General features: G+C 64.2%; 18 protein-coding genes. 4 read left to right on the plus strand and 14 right to left on the minus strand.

Going from position 1 to position 15,973, the window contains the following annotated elements; translation table 11 throughout:
• Positions 1-120: 120 nt before the first annotated feature.
• On the minus strand, positions 121-675 hold the full coding sequence (locus JQ624_RS21730; protein ID WP_212420942.1) for a sugar O-acetyltransferase: 555 nt from the start codon (positions 673-675) through the stop codon (positions 121-123).
• The gene (locus JQ624_RS21735; protein ID WP_212420943.1) at positions 672-1,655 is read right to left on the minus strand and encodes a bifunctional riboflavin kinase/FAD synthetase; all 984 of its coding nucleotides are present in this window, start codon (positions 1,653-1,655) and stop codon (positions 672-674) included. The genes JQ624_RS21730 and JQ624_RS21735 overlap by 4 nt, the downstream gene beginning before the upstream one ends.
• A 220-nt stretch (positions 1,656-1,875) precedes the next feature.
• Here JQ624_RS21735 and JQ624_RS21740 point away from each other — a divergent pair, with 220 nt between their 5' ends.
• Positions 1,876-2,271: a response regulator gene (locus JQ624_RS21740; RefSeq protein WP_057835874.1), complete on the plus strand. Its 396-nt coding sequence runs from the start codon at positions 1,876-1,878 to the stop codon at positions 2,269-2,271.
• A 173-nt stretch (positions 2,272-2,444) separates the two neighbouring features.
• Here the strand turns inward: JQ624_RS21740 and JQ624_RS21745 are convergent, their stop codons facing one another.
• The 8 genes from JQ624_RS21745 to uvrC all read right to left on the minus strand — a co-directional run bounded on the left by JQ624_RS21745 (position 2,445) and on the right by uvrC (position 10,972).
• The gene (locus JQ624_RS21745) at positions 2,445-3,299 is read right to left on the minus strand and encodes a TIGR01459 family HAD-type hydrolase (protein WP_212420944.1); all 855 of its coding nucleotides are present in this window, start codon (positions 3,297-3,299) and stop codon (positions 2,445-2,447) included.
• 15 nt (positions 3,300-3,314) lie between these two features.
• On the minus strand, positions 3,315-4,778 hold the full coding sequence (locus JQ624_RS21750) for an EAL domain-containing protein (protein WP_212420945.1): 1,464 nt from the start codon (positions 4,776-4,778) through the stop codon (positions 3,315-3,317).
• Positions 4,779-5,032: 254 nt separating this feature from the next.
• Positions 5,033-6,379: an aspartate aminotransferase family protein gene (locus JQ624_RS21755; RefSeq protein WP_212420946.1), complete on the minus strand. Its 1,347-nt coding sequence runs from the start codon at positions 6,377-6,379 to the stop codon at positions 5,033-5,035.
• 107 nt (positions 6,380-6,486) lie between these two features.
• Positions 6,487-7,464, minus strand: a complete 978-nt coding sequence (gene prmB, locus JQ624_RS21760) for a 50S ribosomal protein L3 N(5)-glutamine methyltransferase (protein WP_212420947.1) — start codon at positions 7,462-7,464, stop codon at positions 6,487-6,489.
• A complete protein-coding gene (locus tag JQ624_RS21765; protein ID WP_212420948.1) occupies positions 7,464-7,931 on the minus strand; it encodes a molybdenum cofactor biosynthesis protein MoaE in 468 nt (155 codons plus the stop codon). The genes prmB and JQ624_RS21765 overlap by 1 nt, the downstream gene beginning before the upstream one ends.
• Before the next feature lie 8 nt (positions 7,932-7,939).
• On the minus strand, positions 7,940-8,191 hold the full coding sequence (gene moaD / locus JQ624_RS21770) for a molybdopterin converting factor subunit 1 (RefSeq protein ID WP_212420949.1): 252 nt from the start codon (positions 8,189-8,191) through the stop codon (positions 7,940-7,942).
• Positions 8,188-8,802, minus strand: a complete 615-nt coding sequence (pgsA, locus tag JQ624_RS21775; protein WP_212420950.1) for a CDP-diacylglycerol--glycerol-3-phosphate 3-phosphatidyltransferase — start codon at positions 8,800-8,802, stop codon at positions 8,188-8,190. Before pgsA ends, moaD begins: the two co-directional genes overlap by 4 nt.
• Before the next feature lie 103 nt (positions 8,803-8,905).
• On the minus strand, positions 8,906-10,972 hold the full coding sequence (gene uvrC / locus JQ624_RS21780; RefSeq protein WP_212420951.1) for an excinuclease ABC subunit UvrC: 2,067 nt from the start codon (positions 10,970-10,972) through the stop codon (positions 8,906-8,908).
• Positions 10,973-11,197: 225 nt separating this feature from the next.
• On the opposite strand from uvrC, the gene JQ624_RS21785 reads away from it, so the two are divergent.
• Entirely contained in the window at positions 11,198-11,818 is a 621-nt protein-coding gene (locus JQ624_RS21785) for an outer membrane protein (protein WP_212420952.1), read from the plus strand.
• A gap of 179 nt (positions 11,819-11,997) precedes the next feature.
• On the opposite strand, the gene JQ624_RS21790 is transcribed toward JQ624_RS21785, so the two are convergent.
• The 4 genes from JQ624_RS21790 to JQ624_RS21805 form a co-directional block, all read right to left on the minus strand.
• The gene (locus JQ624_RS21790) at positions 11,998-12,213 is read right to left on the minus strand and encodes a cold-shock protein (RefSeq protein WP_028350729.1); all 216 of its coding nucleotides are present in this window, start codon (positions 12,211-12,213) and stop codon (positions 11,998-12,000) included.
• Positions 12,214-12,470: 257 nt separating this feature from the next.
• Positions 12,471-13,331, minus strand: coding sequence for a 23S rRNA (adenine(2030)-N(6))-methyltransferase RlmJ (locus tag JQ624_RS21795; protein ID WP_212420953.1), 861 nt, complete (start codon positions 13,329-13,331; stop codon positions 12,471-12,473).
• 248 nt (positions 13,332-13,579) lie between these two features.
• Positions 13,580-14,212, minus strand: a complete 633-nt coding sequence (locus tag JQ624_RS21800) for a ribonuclease T2 family protein (RefSeq protein ID WP_409334359.1) — start codon at positions 14,210-14,212, stop codon at positions 13,580-13,582.
• A gap of 167 nt (positions 14,213-14,379) precedes the next feature.
• Positions 14,380-14,856, minus strand: a complete 477-nt coding sequence (locus tag JQ624_RS21805; protein WP_212420955.1) for a hypothetical protein — start codon at positions 14,854-14,856, stop codon at positions 14,380-14,382.
• 166 nt (positions 14,857-15,022) lie between these two features.
• Between JQ624_RS21805 and JQ624_RS21810 the strand changes: the two genes are divergently transcribed.
• Together JQ624_RS21810 and JQ624_RS21815 are read left to right on the plus strand one after the other, a co-directional pair.
• Positions 15,023-15,319, plus strand: coding sequence for a hypothetical protein (locus tag JQ624_RS21810; RefSeq protein WP_212420956.1), 297 nt, complete (start codon positions 15,023-15,025; stop codon positions 15,317-15,319).
• Positions 15,320-15,427: 108 nt separating this feature from the next.
• On the plus strand, positions 15,428-15,970 hold the full coding sequence (locus JQ624_RS21815) for a DUF3617 family protein (protein WP_249129977.1): 543 nt from the start codon (positions 15,428-15,430) through the stop codon (positions 15,968-15,970).
• Positions 15,971-15,973: the final 3 nt, after the last annotated feature.

Raw genomic sequence — 15,973 nt, forward strand, 5'->3', positions numbered from 1 at the left:
CGCCGAGCAGAACGCTCAGGCGGAAGCCGGGCCGCTAATGCTGATGGTGCGCCGCGCAAACATGGGGGCTTTCCATAGCAGCCGGAAGGCAGAAGCGCAAAGGCTGCGGCCGACGCGGTATCAGGCCTGTCGCAGTCGGGCCGGGTTTCCGGCAACCGTCTGGCCCGCGGCAACATCTCGCGTGACGACGCTGCCGGCGCCGATCACCGCGCCATCGCCGATCGTAATCCCTGGCAGGATGATGGCGCCGCCACCGATCCAGACATCGCTACCGATCCGCACCGGGCGGCCGAATTCAAGGCCGGTCCGCCGCGTCTCGGCGTCGCGCGGGTGGTCGGCGGCATAGATTTGCGTCGCGGGTCCGATCTGGGTGCGGTCGCCGATTGTGACTTCGACGACGTCGAGGATGACGCAGTTGAAGTTGAGAAACACCTCGTCGCCGAGCCGGATGTTGTAGCCATAGTCGCAAAAGAACGGCGGACGGATCACGGCGCCGGTGCCGACACGGGCGAAATGGGCCGACAGCAGCGCGTGACGCTCAGCCACGGGTGCTGCGAGCGCCGCATTGTAGTTGGCAAGCCAGGCCTTGTTGGCGGCGGCATCCGCCTGCAGCTCGGGGTCGCCGGGGCGGTACAGCTCGCCGGCCAGCATTTTTTCTTTTTCCGTCTTGTTCAACCAATCGCTCCGAGCTTGGGAAAGGCGTCCGGCGCCGCGGCCAGTGCCGCGCGCGCCCTGGCGCTGTCGTCATCCATCTGGCGTATCAACGCTTCGATGGTGTCGAATTTCAGCTCGTCACGGATGAAACCGATGAAGGCGACGTCGAGCACAGTGCCATAGAGGTCGCCCTTGAAGTCAAACAGGAACACTTCGAGCAGCGGCGCGCCGTTGTCGAAGGTCGGGCGGCGGCCGAAGCTCGCGACCGCATCGAAGCGCACTTGGTCCTTTCGCTGGCCGCGGCCGACCCGCACCGCATAGATGCCGTGCTTGAGGCTGCAATTCTTGTCGAGGCGGATATTGGCGGTGGGGTAGCCGAGATCGCGGCCGCGCTTCTCGCCATGGATCACCTCGCCGCTGACGAACCACGGCCCGCCCAGCATGGCGGTGGCTTCGTCGATCTGGCCCTCCGCCAGCGCCATGCGGATCGCGCTGGAGGACACCGGCCGTTCCTCGATATCGACATGGGCCTGGACGTCGACCTCGATGCCGAGCCGCGGCCCCTCGCTGACCAGCAGGCTCGGCGAGCCGGCACGGCCCTTGCCGAAATGAAAGTCGTAGCCGACCGCAATGCCGCTGACGCCGAGGCGCTGGATGAGGTCATGGTGAATGAATTCTTGCGCCGAGGTTCCGGCGCGGGTCTTGTCGAACGTCATCACCACGGCACCGTCCAGCCCTGTCCCGGCCAGCAGCCGCAGCTTGCTGGCTTCGTCGGACAGCCGGAATTGCGGGCTGTTCGGGCTGAAAAAGCTGCGCGGATGTGGCTCGAAGGTAACGGCGAAAGCTGGCTTGCCGTGGGCGCGGCCCATCCGTAAGGCCGCGTCGATCACGGCCCGGTGCCCCAGATGAACGCCGTCGAAATTGCCCATGGCGACCACGGTCCCGCGGGGGATCTCGGCGGCAGGGGTGGTGTCTCGGATAACGGTAAAATCAGTAGTCATTTCAGGGATTCTTCAGGGATTCTGGGTCTTGTGAACGCGGCCGGACCGTGACGCGGTGCCCCCGTCGAAGTCAAGCGGGGCGGGTCGGACCAAAACGGATGCAATCCGGTGCCGTCCGGTTAACGGGCTGTTTAACGGCAGGTGCTAGAGGTTGGGGGAGGACTGCGGGTCGCGCAGGCCTGTCGAATATTTGTGGCGTAAGCGTTGAGTGGGGGAAAAGATGGCGGTTGATTTGTCCATGCCGGTTCTGGTGGTTGATGACTACAGCACCATGATCCGCATCATCCGAAATCTTCTGAAGCAGCTCGGCTTCGACAACATCGACGATGCCAGCGACGGCTCGGCGGCGCTGAACAAGATGCGCGGCAAGAAATACGGGCTCGTGATTTCCGACTGGAACATGGAGCCGATGACCGGCTACGACCTGCTCAAGGAAGTCCGTGCCGACCCCAATCTGGCCACCACGCCCTTCATCATGATCACGGCGGAATCCAAGACCGAGAACGTGATCGCCGCCAAGAAGGCCGGCGTGAACAACTACATCGTCAAGCCGTTCAACGCGGCAACGCTGAAGACCAAGATCGAGGCGGTCTTCCCGGACATGGCGACGGCGTAAGGCGCCTGGTCTCCAGCTCGCTCCAATTCTCGTGATGCCCGGCCCAGTCCCAGGCATGCTGCGCTCTCATGAGTCCACGCCCTACCAGGTCTTGCGTTTTCAGATGATGTAAGGCCCATTCCTACCTTGCATGGGGTTGTTTTCGCAATTTTGAGTCCGGTGCAGCGATGCACCTACCACTTGAGCTCCCGCATCAGCGCGCGGGGTGGATGACCGAACAGCTCCTTCACCGAGGCCGGATCGAGCTGGTCGATGCCCTCGAATTCCTCGGAATGGATACCGCGGGTGAGGAAAAGGCAATCGACACCGAAACCGAGCGCGCCGGTGAGATCGGTCCGCACCGAATCTCCGATCGCCAGCACGCGGTCGAGCGAGGTCGGCTGGCCGCGGCGTTCGGCGGCGAGCGCCATGGCGCGTTCATAGATCGGCCGGTGCGGCTTGCCGTAGAAGATCACCTCGCCGCCTAATTCGCGATAGAGCTCCGCGATGGCGCCCGCGCAATAGATCAGGCGGTCGCCGCGTTCGACGACGATGTCGGGGTTGGCGCAAATCAGCGGCAGCTGGTGCTCGCGCGCCTGCAGCATCATGGCGCGATAGTCTTCCGCCGACTCGGTCTCGTCGTCGAACAGGCCGGTGCAGACGATGTAGTCGGCCTGTTCCAGCGGCGCCGTCGCGGCGTCGAGCCCGCGATGGATCGACGAATCCCGCTCCGGACCGATCCAGAACATCTTCTTGCCGGGATGGTCGGCGACGAAATTCCGGGTCAGGTCGCCGGAACTGACGATGGCGTCGTAGGTTTCGTCGGCGACGCCGAGCTTGCGCAACTGGCGCTGCACGGAATCGGCCGGCCGCGGCGCGTTGGTGATCAGGATGACGGTGCCGCCGCGCTGGCGATAGGTGTGCAGCGCCGCGCAGGCTTCGGGAAAGGACTCCAGCCCATTATGCACCACGCCCCAGATGTCGGAGAGGATGACCTCCACGCCCTCCACGAGGTCGCTCAGCCTCTCCACGAAACGCAATGAGGTCATGAGTTCGGAAGCCTGTTAGCCCGGTCCTGCGGCACGGCGCGCCAGTGCGGCATTGCCGGTCGCCCGCATCGGGGGCTCGGCGGCCGGGCCGGCGATGGGAACGGTGCTGCTGGAGCCATTGGGAGTGCCGGATTCCTTGTTTGCTGTCGCCCCGCCGGTAGCAGATGCCCCCTCGGGCCGCAACGGCCGCGGCGGCGCAAACAGGAAGCCCTGCCCAAACCGCACGTCATAGTCGAGCAGGTCCACCACCGCGCGCTCGCCCTCGATCTTTTCGGCGATCAGGTCGATGCCGAAGCGGCCGAGCAGGTCGGAAAGGTCGGAGGGATGGATGTCCGAGGTCGAGCTTTGCTTGGGATCGAGCAACAATGCCGCAGGCACCTTGATGAAACGGACGCCGCGGTCGGCGAGGTCGCGCGGTTCGATCCGCAAGTCGGTTACATGATCGATCGAGAAGCGGTAGCCGCGCTGCGACAGCGCGGCGAGATTCTCGATTTCGATCGGGCCGAGGTGGCGGAACGCCGCCTGCTTGAATTCGAGCACGAAGGACGGCGCCAGCGCCCGATTGGCCTCGAGGAAGTCGAGGCATTGCGCGAAATTGGCGGGATTGCCGAGCGTCGCCGCCGAGACGTTGCAGAACACGCCGACGTCCTTGTTGCGCACCATCAGTCGGCGCAACACCTGGATACAGCGCAGCATCACCATGTGATCGATCTTGCCAATCAGCCCGCCGGCTTCGGCGGTGGCGATGAAATCGTCGGCGGTGAGTATCTGGTCCTTGTCGTCGCGCAGCCGCGTCACCGCCTCGTAGAAGCGCACCTTGCGCTGCGGCAGCGTCACCATCGGCTGCAGGTAGATGTCGAGCCGGCTTTCCTCGACGGCATTTTTCACCGCGGCAAGCAGTTGCGGCTGGCTGCGCGAGGGCGAAGCGGCTTCCGCGGCAACCGCTGAAGGTGCCGGCTTTGCAGCTGCAACCGGCGCGGGCCTGACGGTGGGCGGCGCTTGCTCCGGGGTGATCGCCGGTTGTTCCTCGGAATGCGGCCTGTCCGACGGGGCGGGGGGCGCGGCCGCCGCGCCCGAGGCCAGCAGATCCTCATGGCTCGCCACCGAGATGGCCAGTTGCTTGACCAGCCCGCCGAGTTCGTTGATCTCGCCGAGGACGGCCTGGATGCGGTCGGAGCTTGCAGAGTTCGCCGACACCACCCGGCCCTCGACCGCGGCGAGCCGACGGCCGAATTCGGCGACCTGGCGGGCGAGGTCGGCGGTGCCGCGGGAAAGATCGGCGATCTGGCCGCCGACATCGGAGCGGTCGCGCAGCCGCATCGACACGGCGTTGTAGAGGATCAGGAAGGTCAGCGCGGTGAGCGCCACGATCGCGGATTCGGTGCCGCTGAAGCCGGCCACCGCATGCAGGACGAGGCCGAGGGAGGCTGCAACCAGCACCATGCAGATGGCGATGAAAATCGTCGAAATGCGAATCATGTCGCGCGCTGCGCCCTCAGGTCCGAACTGCATTCACCCGGGAAAACACGGAAGTTTCAGCCATGGTCCGCCTTGCGCTCCCCGAGCGGCGCAACCTTAGCATCAATGTTGATTCGCAGAGCTAGTGTTCTTTGGGCACGGTCGGAACTGGAAGTGCAGCGCCGGTCAGTCGCGTGTCCCGGCCGTGAGCCATGTCGAGGATCAGGACCGAGGAGAGATCGGCCCCGGCTCAAGGCCGGGGCACGGGGCAGCCGCTACGCCGTCGCGCGGATCACCTTGGCGACTTTTTCGATGATCTCGCCGATCTGCTCTTCGGTGATGATCAAGGGCGGGGTCAGGCACAGCGTGTCGCCAGCCACCCGCAGCATCAGATCATTGTCGTGGAAGGCGCTGTTGAGCCCGGCGAAGCCGCGCTTGCCCGGCGCGTCGGCGACCGGCGCGAGGTCGATGCCGGCGGTCAGGCCGACGGTGCGGATATCCACGATGCCGGGCTCCTTCCGCAGCGACATCACCGCATCGGCGAATTTCGGCTCGAGCCCATGAGCACGCTCGAACAGCTTTTCGTCGCGGTAGATGTCGAGCGTGGCCAGACCCGCCGCGCAGGCCAGCGGATGGGCCGAGTAGGTGTAGCCATGGGTCAGTTCGACCACATGTTCCGGGCCGCTCATGAAGGCGTCATGGATGGTGTCGCGCACCAGCACGCCGCCCATCGGGGCAGCGCCATTGGTGATGCCCTTGGCGAAGGTCAGCATATCGGGCGTCACGCCGTAGCGTTCGGCGGCAAAGGCGAAGCCGAGCCGGCCATAGCCGGTGATGACCTCGTCGAAGATCAAGAGGATGCCGTGCTTCTGGGTGATCTCGCGCAGCCGCTTGAGATAGCCCTTCGGCGCCGGCAGCACGCCGGTCGATCCGGCCATCGGCTCGACGATCACGGCCGCGACGGTGTTGGCGCCGTGCAGATTGACGATGCGTTCGAGCTCGTCGGCGAAATGCGCGCCATATTCCGGCTCGCCCTTGCTGAAGGCCTGCTTCTCGCGGTCATAGGTCGCCGGCAGATGGTCGACGCCGGTCAAGAGCGAGCCGAACATCTTTCGGTTGCCGACGATGCCGCCGACCGAGGTGCCGCCGAAACCGACGCCGTGATAGCCGCGCTCGCGCCCGATCAGGCGGATGCGGCTGCCCTGGCCGTTGATCTGGTGATAGGCGAGCGCGATCTTGAGCGCGGTGTCGGCCGCCTCCGAGCCGGAATTGCAGAAGAACACGTGGTCGAGCCCGGCGGGCGCCAGTTCCGCGATCCGGCTGGCGAGTTCGAAGGCCTGCGGGATGCCGAACTGGAACGGCGGCGCATAGTCCAGCGCCTCGGCCTGCTTGGCGATCGCCGACGAAATCTGGGTGCGGCCGTGGCCGGCATTGGTGCACCACATGCCCGAGGCGCCGTCGATGATCTTGCGGCCGTCGACGGTGAAGTAATGCATGTCCTTGGCGCCGGCGAGCAGCCGCGGGTTCTTCTTGAACGCCCGGTTCGCGGTGAACGGCATCCAGTGCGCGGCGAGGTCGTTCGGAACCGCGACGGGGGTGGGACGGGGGCTCTTGTCCAGCATGGGCGGCCTCTTTTCTGTTTGGGGCGATGAGCTGACACCAAACTACCAGTTTCGCCCCTGGACGGGAACGCCAGGACGTCGTGATATTTCCACGCCAGTCCGCAAATTCAGAGATCGGCGGCGGCGATCCAGAATACTTCGCCCTCGGAATCCGCGGTATCGAGCCAGAGCAGCGGCAGTTGCGGATAGGCGGCCTCGAGTTGCGGGCGGCAGCGGCCGATCTCGCAGAGCAGCCCGCCCTGCGGCGTCAGGTGCGCTTCTGCCTCGTCGAGGATGCGCCTGACAATGTCGAGCCCGTCGGCGCCGCCATCGAAGGCAAGCTTGGGCTCGGCGCGGCATTCGCGCGGTAGATCGGCCATTCCTTCCGCATCGACATAGGGCGGATTGGAAATGATCAGGTCGTAGCGCTTGCCGCCCAGCGGCTTGAACAAATCGCCACAGTACAGCTTCAAGCGATCCTGTAGCCCGTAATCTTCGACATTGCGCGTGGCGACCGCGATCGCGCCTTTTGAAATATCCACCGCGTCGATTGCGGCATTCGGAAAATTCCTGCTCGCCAGAATGGCGAGACAGCCTGAGCCGGTGCAGAGGTCGAGCACGCTGCGTATCGATGCCGGGTCGCCGATCAGCGAGCCGTCTTCCTCGTCATATTCTTCATTTGCCTGGCGGCCGAAATGCGAGTCCAGCAATTCGCCGATGAACGAGCGCGGCACGATGGTGCGCTCGTCGACATAGAAGGGCAGGCCGCGCATGTAGATCTTGTTGACGAGGTAGGCCGTGGGTTTTCGCGTCGTGACGCGGCGCCCGATCAGATCGAGGATCTTTCGGCCTTCGGCGGCAGTGACGCGCGCGGTGGCGAACGCCTCGAACTGGTCAGGGTGCAGATGCAGCGCCTCGCAGACCAGGAAGGCGGCCTCGGCGACCGGATCGGTGGTGCCATGGGCAAACACCAGCTCGGCCTCGGTGAAACGGCTGACGGCGTAGCGGACGAAATCGAGCAGCGTCAGCAATTCGCCGGCACCGACCTTGGCCGGTTTCAATCGGCCGGCGCCGCGCTTCGCAGCCGGTTTTGCGCGTTTGGCCATCAGGGCTTGGTCCAGCGCGCGGCGGCTGCATCATCATGGTCGCGCGCCTCCACCCAGCTGGTGCCTTTTTCGCCTTCCTCGCGCTTCCAGAACGGCGCGTTGGTCTTCAGATAGTCCATCAGGAATTCCGCCGCTTCGAAGGCTGCCTGGCGATGCGGCGACGCCGTCACCACCAGCACGATGTTCTCGCCCGGCGCGATGCGGCCGAACCGGTGAATGATGGTGAGCCCCTGCAACGGCCAGCGCGACAGCGCCTCGTCGGCGTGGCGTCCGATCTCGGCCTCGGCCATGCCGGGATAATGCTCGAGCGTCAGCGCGGCGATCGGTTCGCCGTTCTCGCTGCCGCGACAGATGCCGCTGAAAGAGACGACTGCACCGATATCGGTGCGGCCTTTGCTCAGCGCCGCGATTTCCTGCGCGACGTCGAAATCCGCTTCCTGGATGCGAATGGTCGCCGTGACAGACATGTGAAAGCTCAACCGCCGGTCATCGGCGGGAAGAACGCAATCTCGCGCGCGCCAGCGATCGCAGCGTCCGGCTTGACATGGGCGTGGTCGATTGCGGCGCGGATCACCTTCGGCTTTTCGAAGGCGTAGGCATAAGCCTCGCCTCGGCTGGAGAGCCAGCCGATCAAGTCGCTTACCGTGCGCACATCGGCCGGCGGCTCGACGGTTTCCTCCGCCATGCCCACCCGCTCGCGTACCCAGGCGAAATATTTCACCCTCATCCCTCATCCTCCTTGATGAGGTGATGGATGCCGGCGCGGAAATAGTCCCAGCCGGTGTAGATCGTGAAGATCGCCGACATCCACAACAGCGCGATCCCGATCAGGGTGGTCGAGGGTAGAATCTGCTCGCCCGCCTCGCCGGCGATCAGGAAGCCGATCGCGACCAGCTGGATCGTGGTCTTCCATTTCGCCAGCTTGGTCACGGGCACGCTGACCCGCAAGGCCGCCAGATATTCCCTTAAGCCGGAGACCAGGATTTCGCGGCACAGGATCACGATGGCCGCCCACAGGGTCCAGCCGTGGATCGAGTTGTCGGCCGCCAGCATCAACAGGCAGGACGCCACCAAGAGCTTGTCGGCGATCGGATCGAGCATCCGGCCGAAGGCGGATTGCTGGTCCCAGATTCGCGCATAGTAGCCATCCAGATAATCGGTGACTCCCGCGGCGATGAAGACAGCCAGGGCCACCCAGCGCAGCCACAGCGGGCCGTCCAGGATGGACTGGGCAAAAACGCAGCCGACCACTACCGGGATAGCGGCAATACGGGCGTAGGTCAGGATATTCGGCAGGGACAGGCTCTTGGTCTGCCCCCTGGTTGTTGCGATGTTCATCCGTCTTACCAATACCGCTGGAGCGTGAAGGTCAACCGTGCGGACCTAGATCATCTGTCGCAGGCGACGTCCAAATGACACGTACCTTTCGACTCGAAGTCCCCTAACCTGGCTGCGCATGAAAAAACTCGAAAATCTTGCGGGCGCTTTCGGCGCTGACGCCTGGAACCTTGCCGAGGTCCGCGATCGAGGCCCGCTCGATCTCCTTCAGCGTTCCGAAGTGATGCAGCAAGGCACGTTTGCGTGACGGGCCGATGCCCGGGATTTCCTGCAGGCCGGCTTCCCTGATGTCTTTTTTCCGCAGTTTGCGGTGTGAGCCGATCACGAAGCGATGCGCCTCGTCGCGCAGCCGCTGGATGAAATACAGCACCGGATCGCGCGGCTCGAGCTTGATGGCCTCGCGGTCCGGCATGAACAGAGTCTCCCGCCCGGCATCGCGGTCCGGGCCTTTTGCCACGGCCATCAGGGAGACCTGCGTCAATCCCAGACCCTCGAAAATCTCCCTGACGGCGTTGAGCTGGCCGCGGCCGCCGTCGATGATGACGAGGTCGGGCCATTGCGGAAACGAATCATCGTCGGCTTTCGCCTTGACGGCGTCGCCCTCCGGCGGTTTCAGGAGCCGCTTGAAGCGCCGTTCCAGCACCTCGCGCATCATCGCGTAGTCGTCGCCGGGCGTCAGTCCCTCGGACTTGATGTTGAACTTGCGGTACTGGTTTTTGATAAAGCCATCCGGCCCCGCCACGATCATCGCGCCGACGGCGTTGGTACCCTGGATGTGGCTGTTGTCGTAGACCTCGATGCGCTTCGGCACCTGCGGCAGTCCGAGCGTGGCCGCCATGCCCTGCAACAGGCGGCTCTGGGTTGCGGTATCGCTCAGCTTGCGGCCGAGCGCCTCGCGCGCATTGGTCAGCGCGTGCGCGATCAGCTCTTTCTTTTCGCCGCGCTTCGGCGTCGAGACTTCCACCTTGAAGCCGGCCTTGACCGAGAGTGCGTCGGCCAGCAGCGCGCTTTCCTCAATCTCATGCGACAGCAGGATGAGCTTTGGCGGCGGTTTGTCGTCGTAGAATTGCGCGAGGAACGAGGCCAGCACTTCCTCCGGCGTGAACGATTTCTCCGCGCGAGGAAAATAGGCACGGTTGCCCCAGTTCTGGCCGGTGCGGAAGAAGAACACTTCGACGCATGAATAGCCGCCCTCCTGATGGATGGCGAACACATCGGCTTCTTCCACGGTGCGGGGATTGATGCCCTGCTGCGACTGGATCGCCGACAGCGCGGCGAGGCGGTCGCGGTAGAGCGCCGCGGTCTCGAATTCGAGTTCAGTGGACGCCTTCTCCATCTCGGCGGCGAGCAACTCCTTCACGGCATGGCTGCGGCCGGACAGGAAATCGGTCGCCTCGCGCACCAGCTCGCTATAGCCGGAGAAGTCGACTTCGCGCGTGCAGGGGCCCGAGCAGCGGCGGATCTGATAGAGCAGGCAGGGGCGGCTGCGGCTCTCGAAAAAACCGTCGGTGCAGGAGCGGATCAGGAAGGCGCGCTGCAGCGCCGTGATGGTGCGGTTGACGGCGCCTGCGGATGCGAACGGCCCGAAATATCGTCCGGGCCTGCTTTGCGCGCCGCGATGCTTGAGGATCTGCGGCGCCCAATGGTCGCCTGATATCAGGATGTAGGGAAACGACTTGTCGTCGCGCAGCTGCACGTTGAAGCGCGGCCGCAGCTGCTTGATCAGGTTGGCTTCCAGCAGCAGCGCTTCGGTCTCGGTCGAGGTGGAGACGATCTCGACCGTCATTGTCGCGGCGATCATGCGCAGGATGCGCGCCGGCAGCGGCGCGTTGACGCGGGCATAGGAAGCAAGCCGCTTGCGGACGTTTTTCGCCTTGCCGACATACAGCACGTCGCTGGCGGCATTGAGCATGCGGTAGACGCCGGGAGAGGTCGGCGCCAGCCGCACCGCGTTTTCGATGGCCGCGTGGCCGACCGCCAGCGGGCCTTCGGCGATCGCCTCGGCAGCTTCCTCCGGGGCTTCCGGCAGGCGCGCCTCGTCGTCCTCCTCGGCGGCGGATGTCGCGGGATCGACGTCGGCGGCGATCAGGTCCTGCGGCGGCAGATCCGGCTGGGAACCCCGCCGCGCCTTGCGCGGGGGTTCCGGATGGTCGGTAGAATCGTGATCCATGGGCCTGAATTTAAGCGCTGCAGGGCAGCATCGCCAGCGTTCGCGGTGCGCTCTCCCGGGGAAGGCGCCGGTAACGCTTCGTTAAGAATGATGAGCGGGCGGTAACCCGGCTTAACAACCCTTTAACTTAAAACTCTCGATAAATCTTACTGGAAAAAAGTGCAGTTCCGTAACCAGACCGGTGTCTCGCCCGGCGTGGTCGCGGCAGTTGCGTGGAGTTGCGTGATGAGCAGGTTTGTGTTGGGCGCACTGGCGCTGATCGGTGCAGGCTGGACCATGTCGGCGCGGGCGGCCGACCTCTACGGATCGCGCGCACCCTATACCGTCAACCAGCCGCTCAATGCCTATAGCTGGGCCGGTCCCTATCTCGGCGGCAACCTCGGCTATGCCTGGGGTTCGGTCGCCAACAATCCGACCAAGCCGTCTGGTTTCGTGGGTGGTGTCCAGGCCGGCTACAACTGGCAGAACGGAGCTTGGGTGTTCGGTGTCGAAGGCGACATCCAGGCGACCGGCGCCGAAGAAACCTTCGCACCGTGGAAATTTTCCAACCCCTGGTTCGGCACGGTTCGCGGCCGCGCCGGTTACGCGCTCAACAACGTTCTGCTTTTCGGCACGGGCGGTCTGGCCTTCGGCGAGCTGCGCGCCACCACCTTCGGCCTGTCGGAATCCCATACCAATGCAGGCTGGACGCTCGGTGTCGGCGCCGAGATGGGCTTCGCCCCGAACTGGAGCGCCAAGGTCGAATACCTCTATGTCGATCTGGCCAACAGCAATTTCGTCATTACAGGCGCGTCAAATGGTTACCGGTTCGGCTTGATCCGGGCCGGCGTAAACTATCGCTTCTGAGAACAAAGAAACTATCGGCTATCACCTCCCGGCGGCGGTAAGTCGCCGGGATTTTTTTGCCTTCGGGCCAGAGTTACGCGCGCGGCTCGCCGCACACCTCAACCCTCTGGGCGCCGATGCCGTGTCCAGCGCAATCTTCGCAGCCAAAAATTCAGTCCGCGTCCAACGCGAGCGTCGGTTTACGATGAAATCACCAGGTTGACCGCCTTGGGGCCTTTGCCCTTCTTGTCCGGTTCGACCTCGAACGTAATGCGCTGCCCTTCAGTCAGATCCTTCAGTCCGGCCCGCTCGACGGCGGTGATGTGCACGAACACATCGCGACCGCCATCATCGGGCTTGATGAAGCCGTAGCCGCGTTCTCCATTGAAGAACTTGACTGTTCCAGTCATGGCCATCGGGAAACTCCTCCCCCGTATTGCTCTGCCGCTACGCGTATCTTGCGTATCAGCCGACCGGACATTCGCTGCCGGAAGCTTGGCCACCTGAGCCGATCGGGTTCACGCGGCCGACCGACCTGGATTTTTATTCGGCCTTGATCACTCCGCCGCAACCATTCGCGGAAGCGGAACGTAAAGCCAGTCCCAACGGCCTGAGCATAATACGGATTTGCGCGAATTGCCTATGGCCCAATCGCACTTTTCAGAGGTAGTCCTCAGGGCTTGGGCGTCTCAAGCCTGAAACGGCCGGCGCCGCCCTGGCCGAGCGGTTTTTCAAGTTCGGGTAGAATTGTCTTCAGTTCACCTGCCAGCGTCCACGGCGGATTGACGATCAGAAGGCCGGTGGAAGTGAGGGGCCCGCCCGGCGCCTGCGGCGCGGCGCTGAATTCGAGCCGCAGACACTTGCCCGCGGGCTTGCTGGCGGCGGCAGCGCCCGCGACAAGCCGCGCCAGGGTGTCGGTGGCCCGCCGGCTCTTCACCGGATACCAGATCAGATAGCTGCCGGTCGGCCATTTCGCGTAGGCTTCGGCGAATCCGCCGGCGAGCCTTTCGAATTCGTCCTTTTGCTCGAACGAGGGATCGATCAGCACCAGGCCGCGCCGCTCGTTTGGCGGCACGAAAGCCGGCAGCGCCGTCCAGCCGTCGAGATCGACCACCCGCGCCTGGCTGTCGCGGCGCAGCGCATCGATCAGTTGCCTGCGGGCGCCAGACTCGATTTCGCAGGCCGTGAGACGGTCCTGCGGCCGCAGCAGCGCGCGGGCGATCAGGGGCGATCCGGGATAGGTCTCAAGCTTGCCCGGCGCGTTGAATGCCCTGATGATATCCAGATAGGGCGCGACCAGCGGCAGCGCGTTTTCCGAAAACCGCGCCTGCAGTACCCGCGCGATGCCGGTCAGCCATTCGCCGCCGCGGCGCGCTTCTTCGCCTGTGAGATCGTAGCGCCCGGCGCCGGCATGGGTGTCGATGACGCGAAACGGGGCCTGCTTTTCCTGCAGATAGGTCAGCATGCGCACTAGCACGATGTGCTTGATGACATCGGCAAAGCCGCCGGCGTGGAAGGCGTGTCGGTAGTTCATGGCAGTCGGCTGACCCATTGGAGAAGACGCAGGTAGCGTCTTCTACGCGTCATGGCCGGGCTTGTCCCCCTTCGCAAACGCCCCCCGCGGCAGGGCTGAAGACCCGACGCAGCTTTGGCGGAGAGGGGTCCCGGCCATCCACGTACCTTGCAGACGACGATAAAGACGTGGATGACCGGGAACGCAGACAACCCTGGGCAGTCTGCGCAGGGCGGGCCGCCATGCCTTGGCATGGCGGAAGAGGATCTTCAGCCGCCCCGCACCGGCGGCATCACCACTTCGTCGCGGCGGCAGGCGCGGCGGTCGATTTCCTCGCAGGCGCGGAATTGCATGTCCCTGCTCAGGCAGACCCGCACTTCGCTGAGGCGCCGGCTCGAGCAGGTCACCGAAATCGCCGAACTGCTCAGGCCCGGATTGATCTTGATGAAGGCGGCCTCGAGATCGCCCGGAGCGATGGTTTTCTGCTCCGACAATTGCAGGAATTCCTCGGGGATCTTCACCGCCGCGCGCGCCTTGCGGATGCTCTCGAAATAGGCTCGCGCGCCAAGGCCCGAACAGGTGCCGTGCTTGTCCCACTCGTTGAAGATCAGGCCGGGCGCCGGCATCAGGTCCAGCATCGAGGTCATGATGTTGCGATCGAGCCGCGGCGAGGGCCGCTGGCAATATTCGGGAAAGCCGCGCTCATATTGTGGCCACAGGCCGTGAACCACAAAGGAATAGGGCCGTTCGCACTGGGCCTGCGAGCGCCCGCTATTGCCCCGCTCGGCCGCCGCCTCGCAGAACGAGGGCGACCACGAGAGGGCAAGGACATAAAAATCGAACTCGCCCGGGGCGTTCTGCCGGCGGTCCTGCGCGCACGCCATCCCGGCGGAAACGACCATAAGAGCCAGCGAAATCAGAAGCCGCGAAATAATGACGGATCGGTTCATCGAAAGCCCCTCTACTCGACTACCGGGAGCCTAGCAGGGAACCGGAACATTTCAAGAACAAAAATAGGTGGCCGCGGAAGTCAGCCACGCCGGCCTGTTCAATCGGCGAGGGTCAGGAGTCAGGGCCTGGCGGCCCGGCAGCCGGGGCTATACGCCCAGTTACGGTCAAGGCCGGTCACGCACCATTCGACGCCCTGTCCGTAGCCGGCAAAGCCGCCATCCTCGATGATCGAGAAGTGCACGGTGCGCATCTTGCCGTCGCTCAGCATCACGTCACCGCTGCAATAGCGGCGCGGAATGTTGTCGGACTGCCAAGGCCGAAACGCGGTTTCGTGGATCCGGCCGTAGGCGGTGATCGTCAGCGACGAATTCCAGAACTTGCTCTCCTTCTGCTGGAATTGCGACGTGATCGTCGTCAGCGCCCGCTCGCATTCGGCGACGCGGCCGTCATAGCGGGGGCCGAACAGCCCGAAATTCAGCTCCAGCGGGTTGGCGGCCTGGGCGGCAGGGCTGGAGACCAGCAGGGCGAGCGCCGCCGTCATCGGGCCAAGTGTTTTGGGGCCGAGTGTTCTCAAGGATTTGAACAGGTTGCGCATGGGGAATCCGCCGGTAAGCCAAGACCCGAGACGGTGCCGCGAAGCCCTGACGAGGTCAAGTGCAGCGCGGCAACACCTGACGGCCAAGTCCGCCTCGTGCTGCAACCGTTCTTTTCACGGCCATCGGCGCACACTATGGTGGGCTTCGAGCGAAATGGAGTCTGCGATGCGAAGAATTGTGGCCGCGGGCCTGATTGTCATGGGTGGAATGCTGGCGGGCGCGCCTGCGCAGGCTGATATCGACTGGGTGCCGCCGTTCAAGGGCAATGACACCGGCGGCATCATCGCCTATCCGCTCGCGATGCAGGCTGATGCCCGCCAACTCGCCGTCGATCACTGCGCCCGCTACGGCAAGGTGGTGAAATTCCTCGGCGTGCAGCCCAATTACGGCGGCTACGTTTCCTTTGCCTGCCGCTGGGTGCCCTACGGCGCCGCTGAGCGGCCGCTGCGCACGCTTTACTGAGCGCGGCCTCTATTTGGTTTTTCCGGCTGGACATGTTTTCGCCACGCGAGGCGTGTGTTCACTTCGCGCGAAGACGATAGCGTGGAAGAATTCAGCGGGAGCCTACGCATGAAACGACTGCTTCTTGTGTCTTGTTCGGCCGTTGGTTTGCTTGCCCTGCTGCAGGTGAGCGGCGCCGTCGCCGTGGAGTTGCCGGTGCGCAAGGCCGGACTATGGGAGATGAAGGTGCTGAGCGGCGGGTCAGTGCCCGAGATGACCATGCAGCAATGCACCGACGAGACCACGGACAAGGACATGAGCACCGCCATGTCGCCGATGGCCAAGGAGATCTGCTCCAAGCAGGACATCCAGAAGACGACGGCCGGCTATGTCACCGATTCCGTCTGCGGCGTCGCCGGCATGACGATCAAATCAAAGGCCGAGATCACTGGTGACTTCAATTCCGCCTACACCGTGAAATCGACTTCGCACACCGAGGGTGGGATGGCCGGCGCGCCGCGCGACAGCACCTCGACGATCGAGGCGAAGTGGCTCGGCGCCTGCAAGGCCGACCAGAAGCCTGGCGACATCATGATGCCCGGCGGCATGAAGATGAACATCAAGGACATGGAAAAGCTGAAGGCGCTGATCCCGAAGCAGCCGGGGAAGTAGCGA

The sequence above is a fragment of the Bradyrhizobium sp. AUGA SZCCT0283 genome, assembly GCF_018130385.1.
Taxonomy (GTDB): Bacteria; Pseudomonadota; Alphaproteobacteria; order Rhizobiales; family Xanthobacteraceae; genus Bradyrhizobium.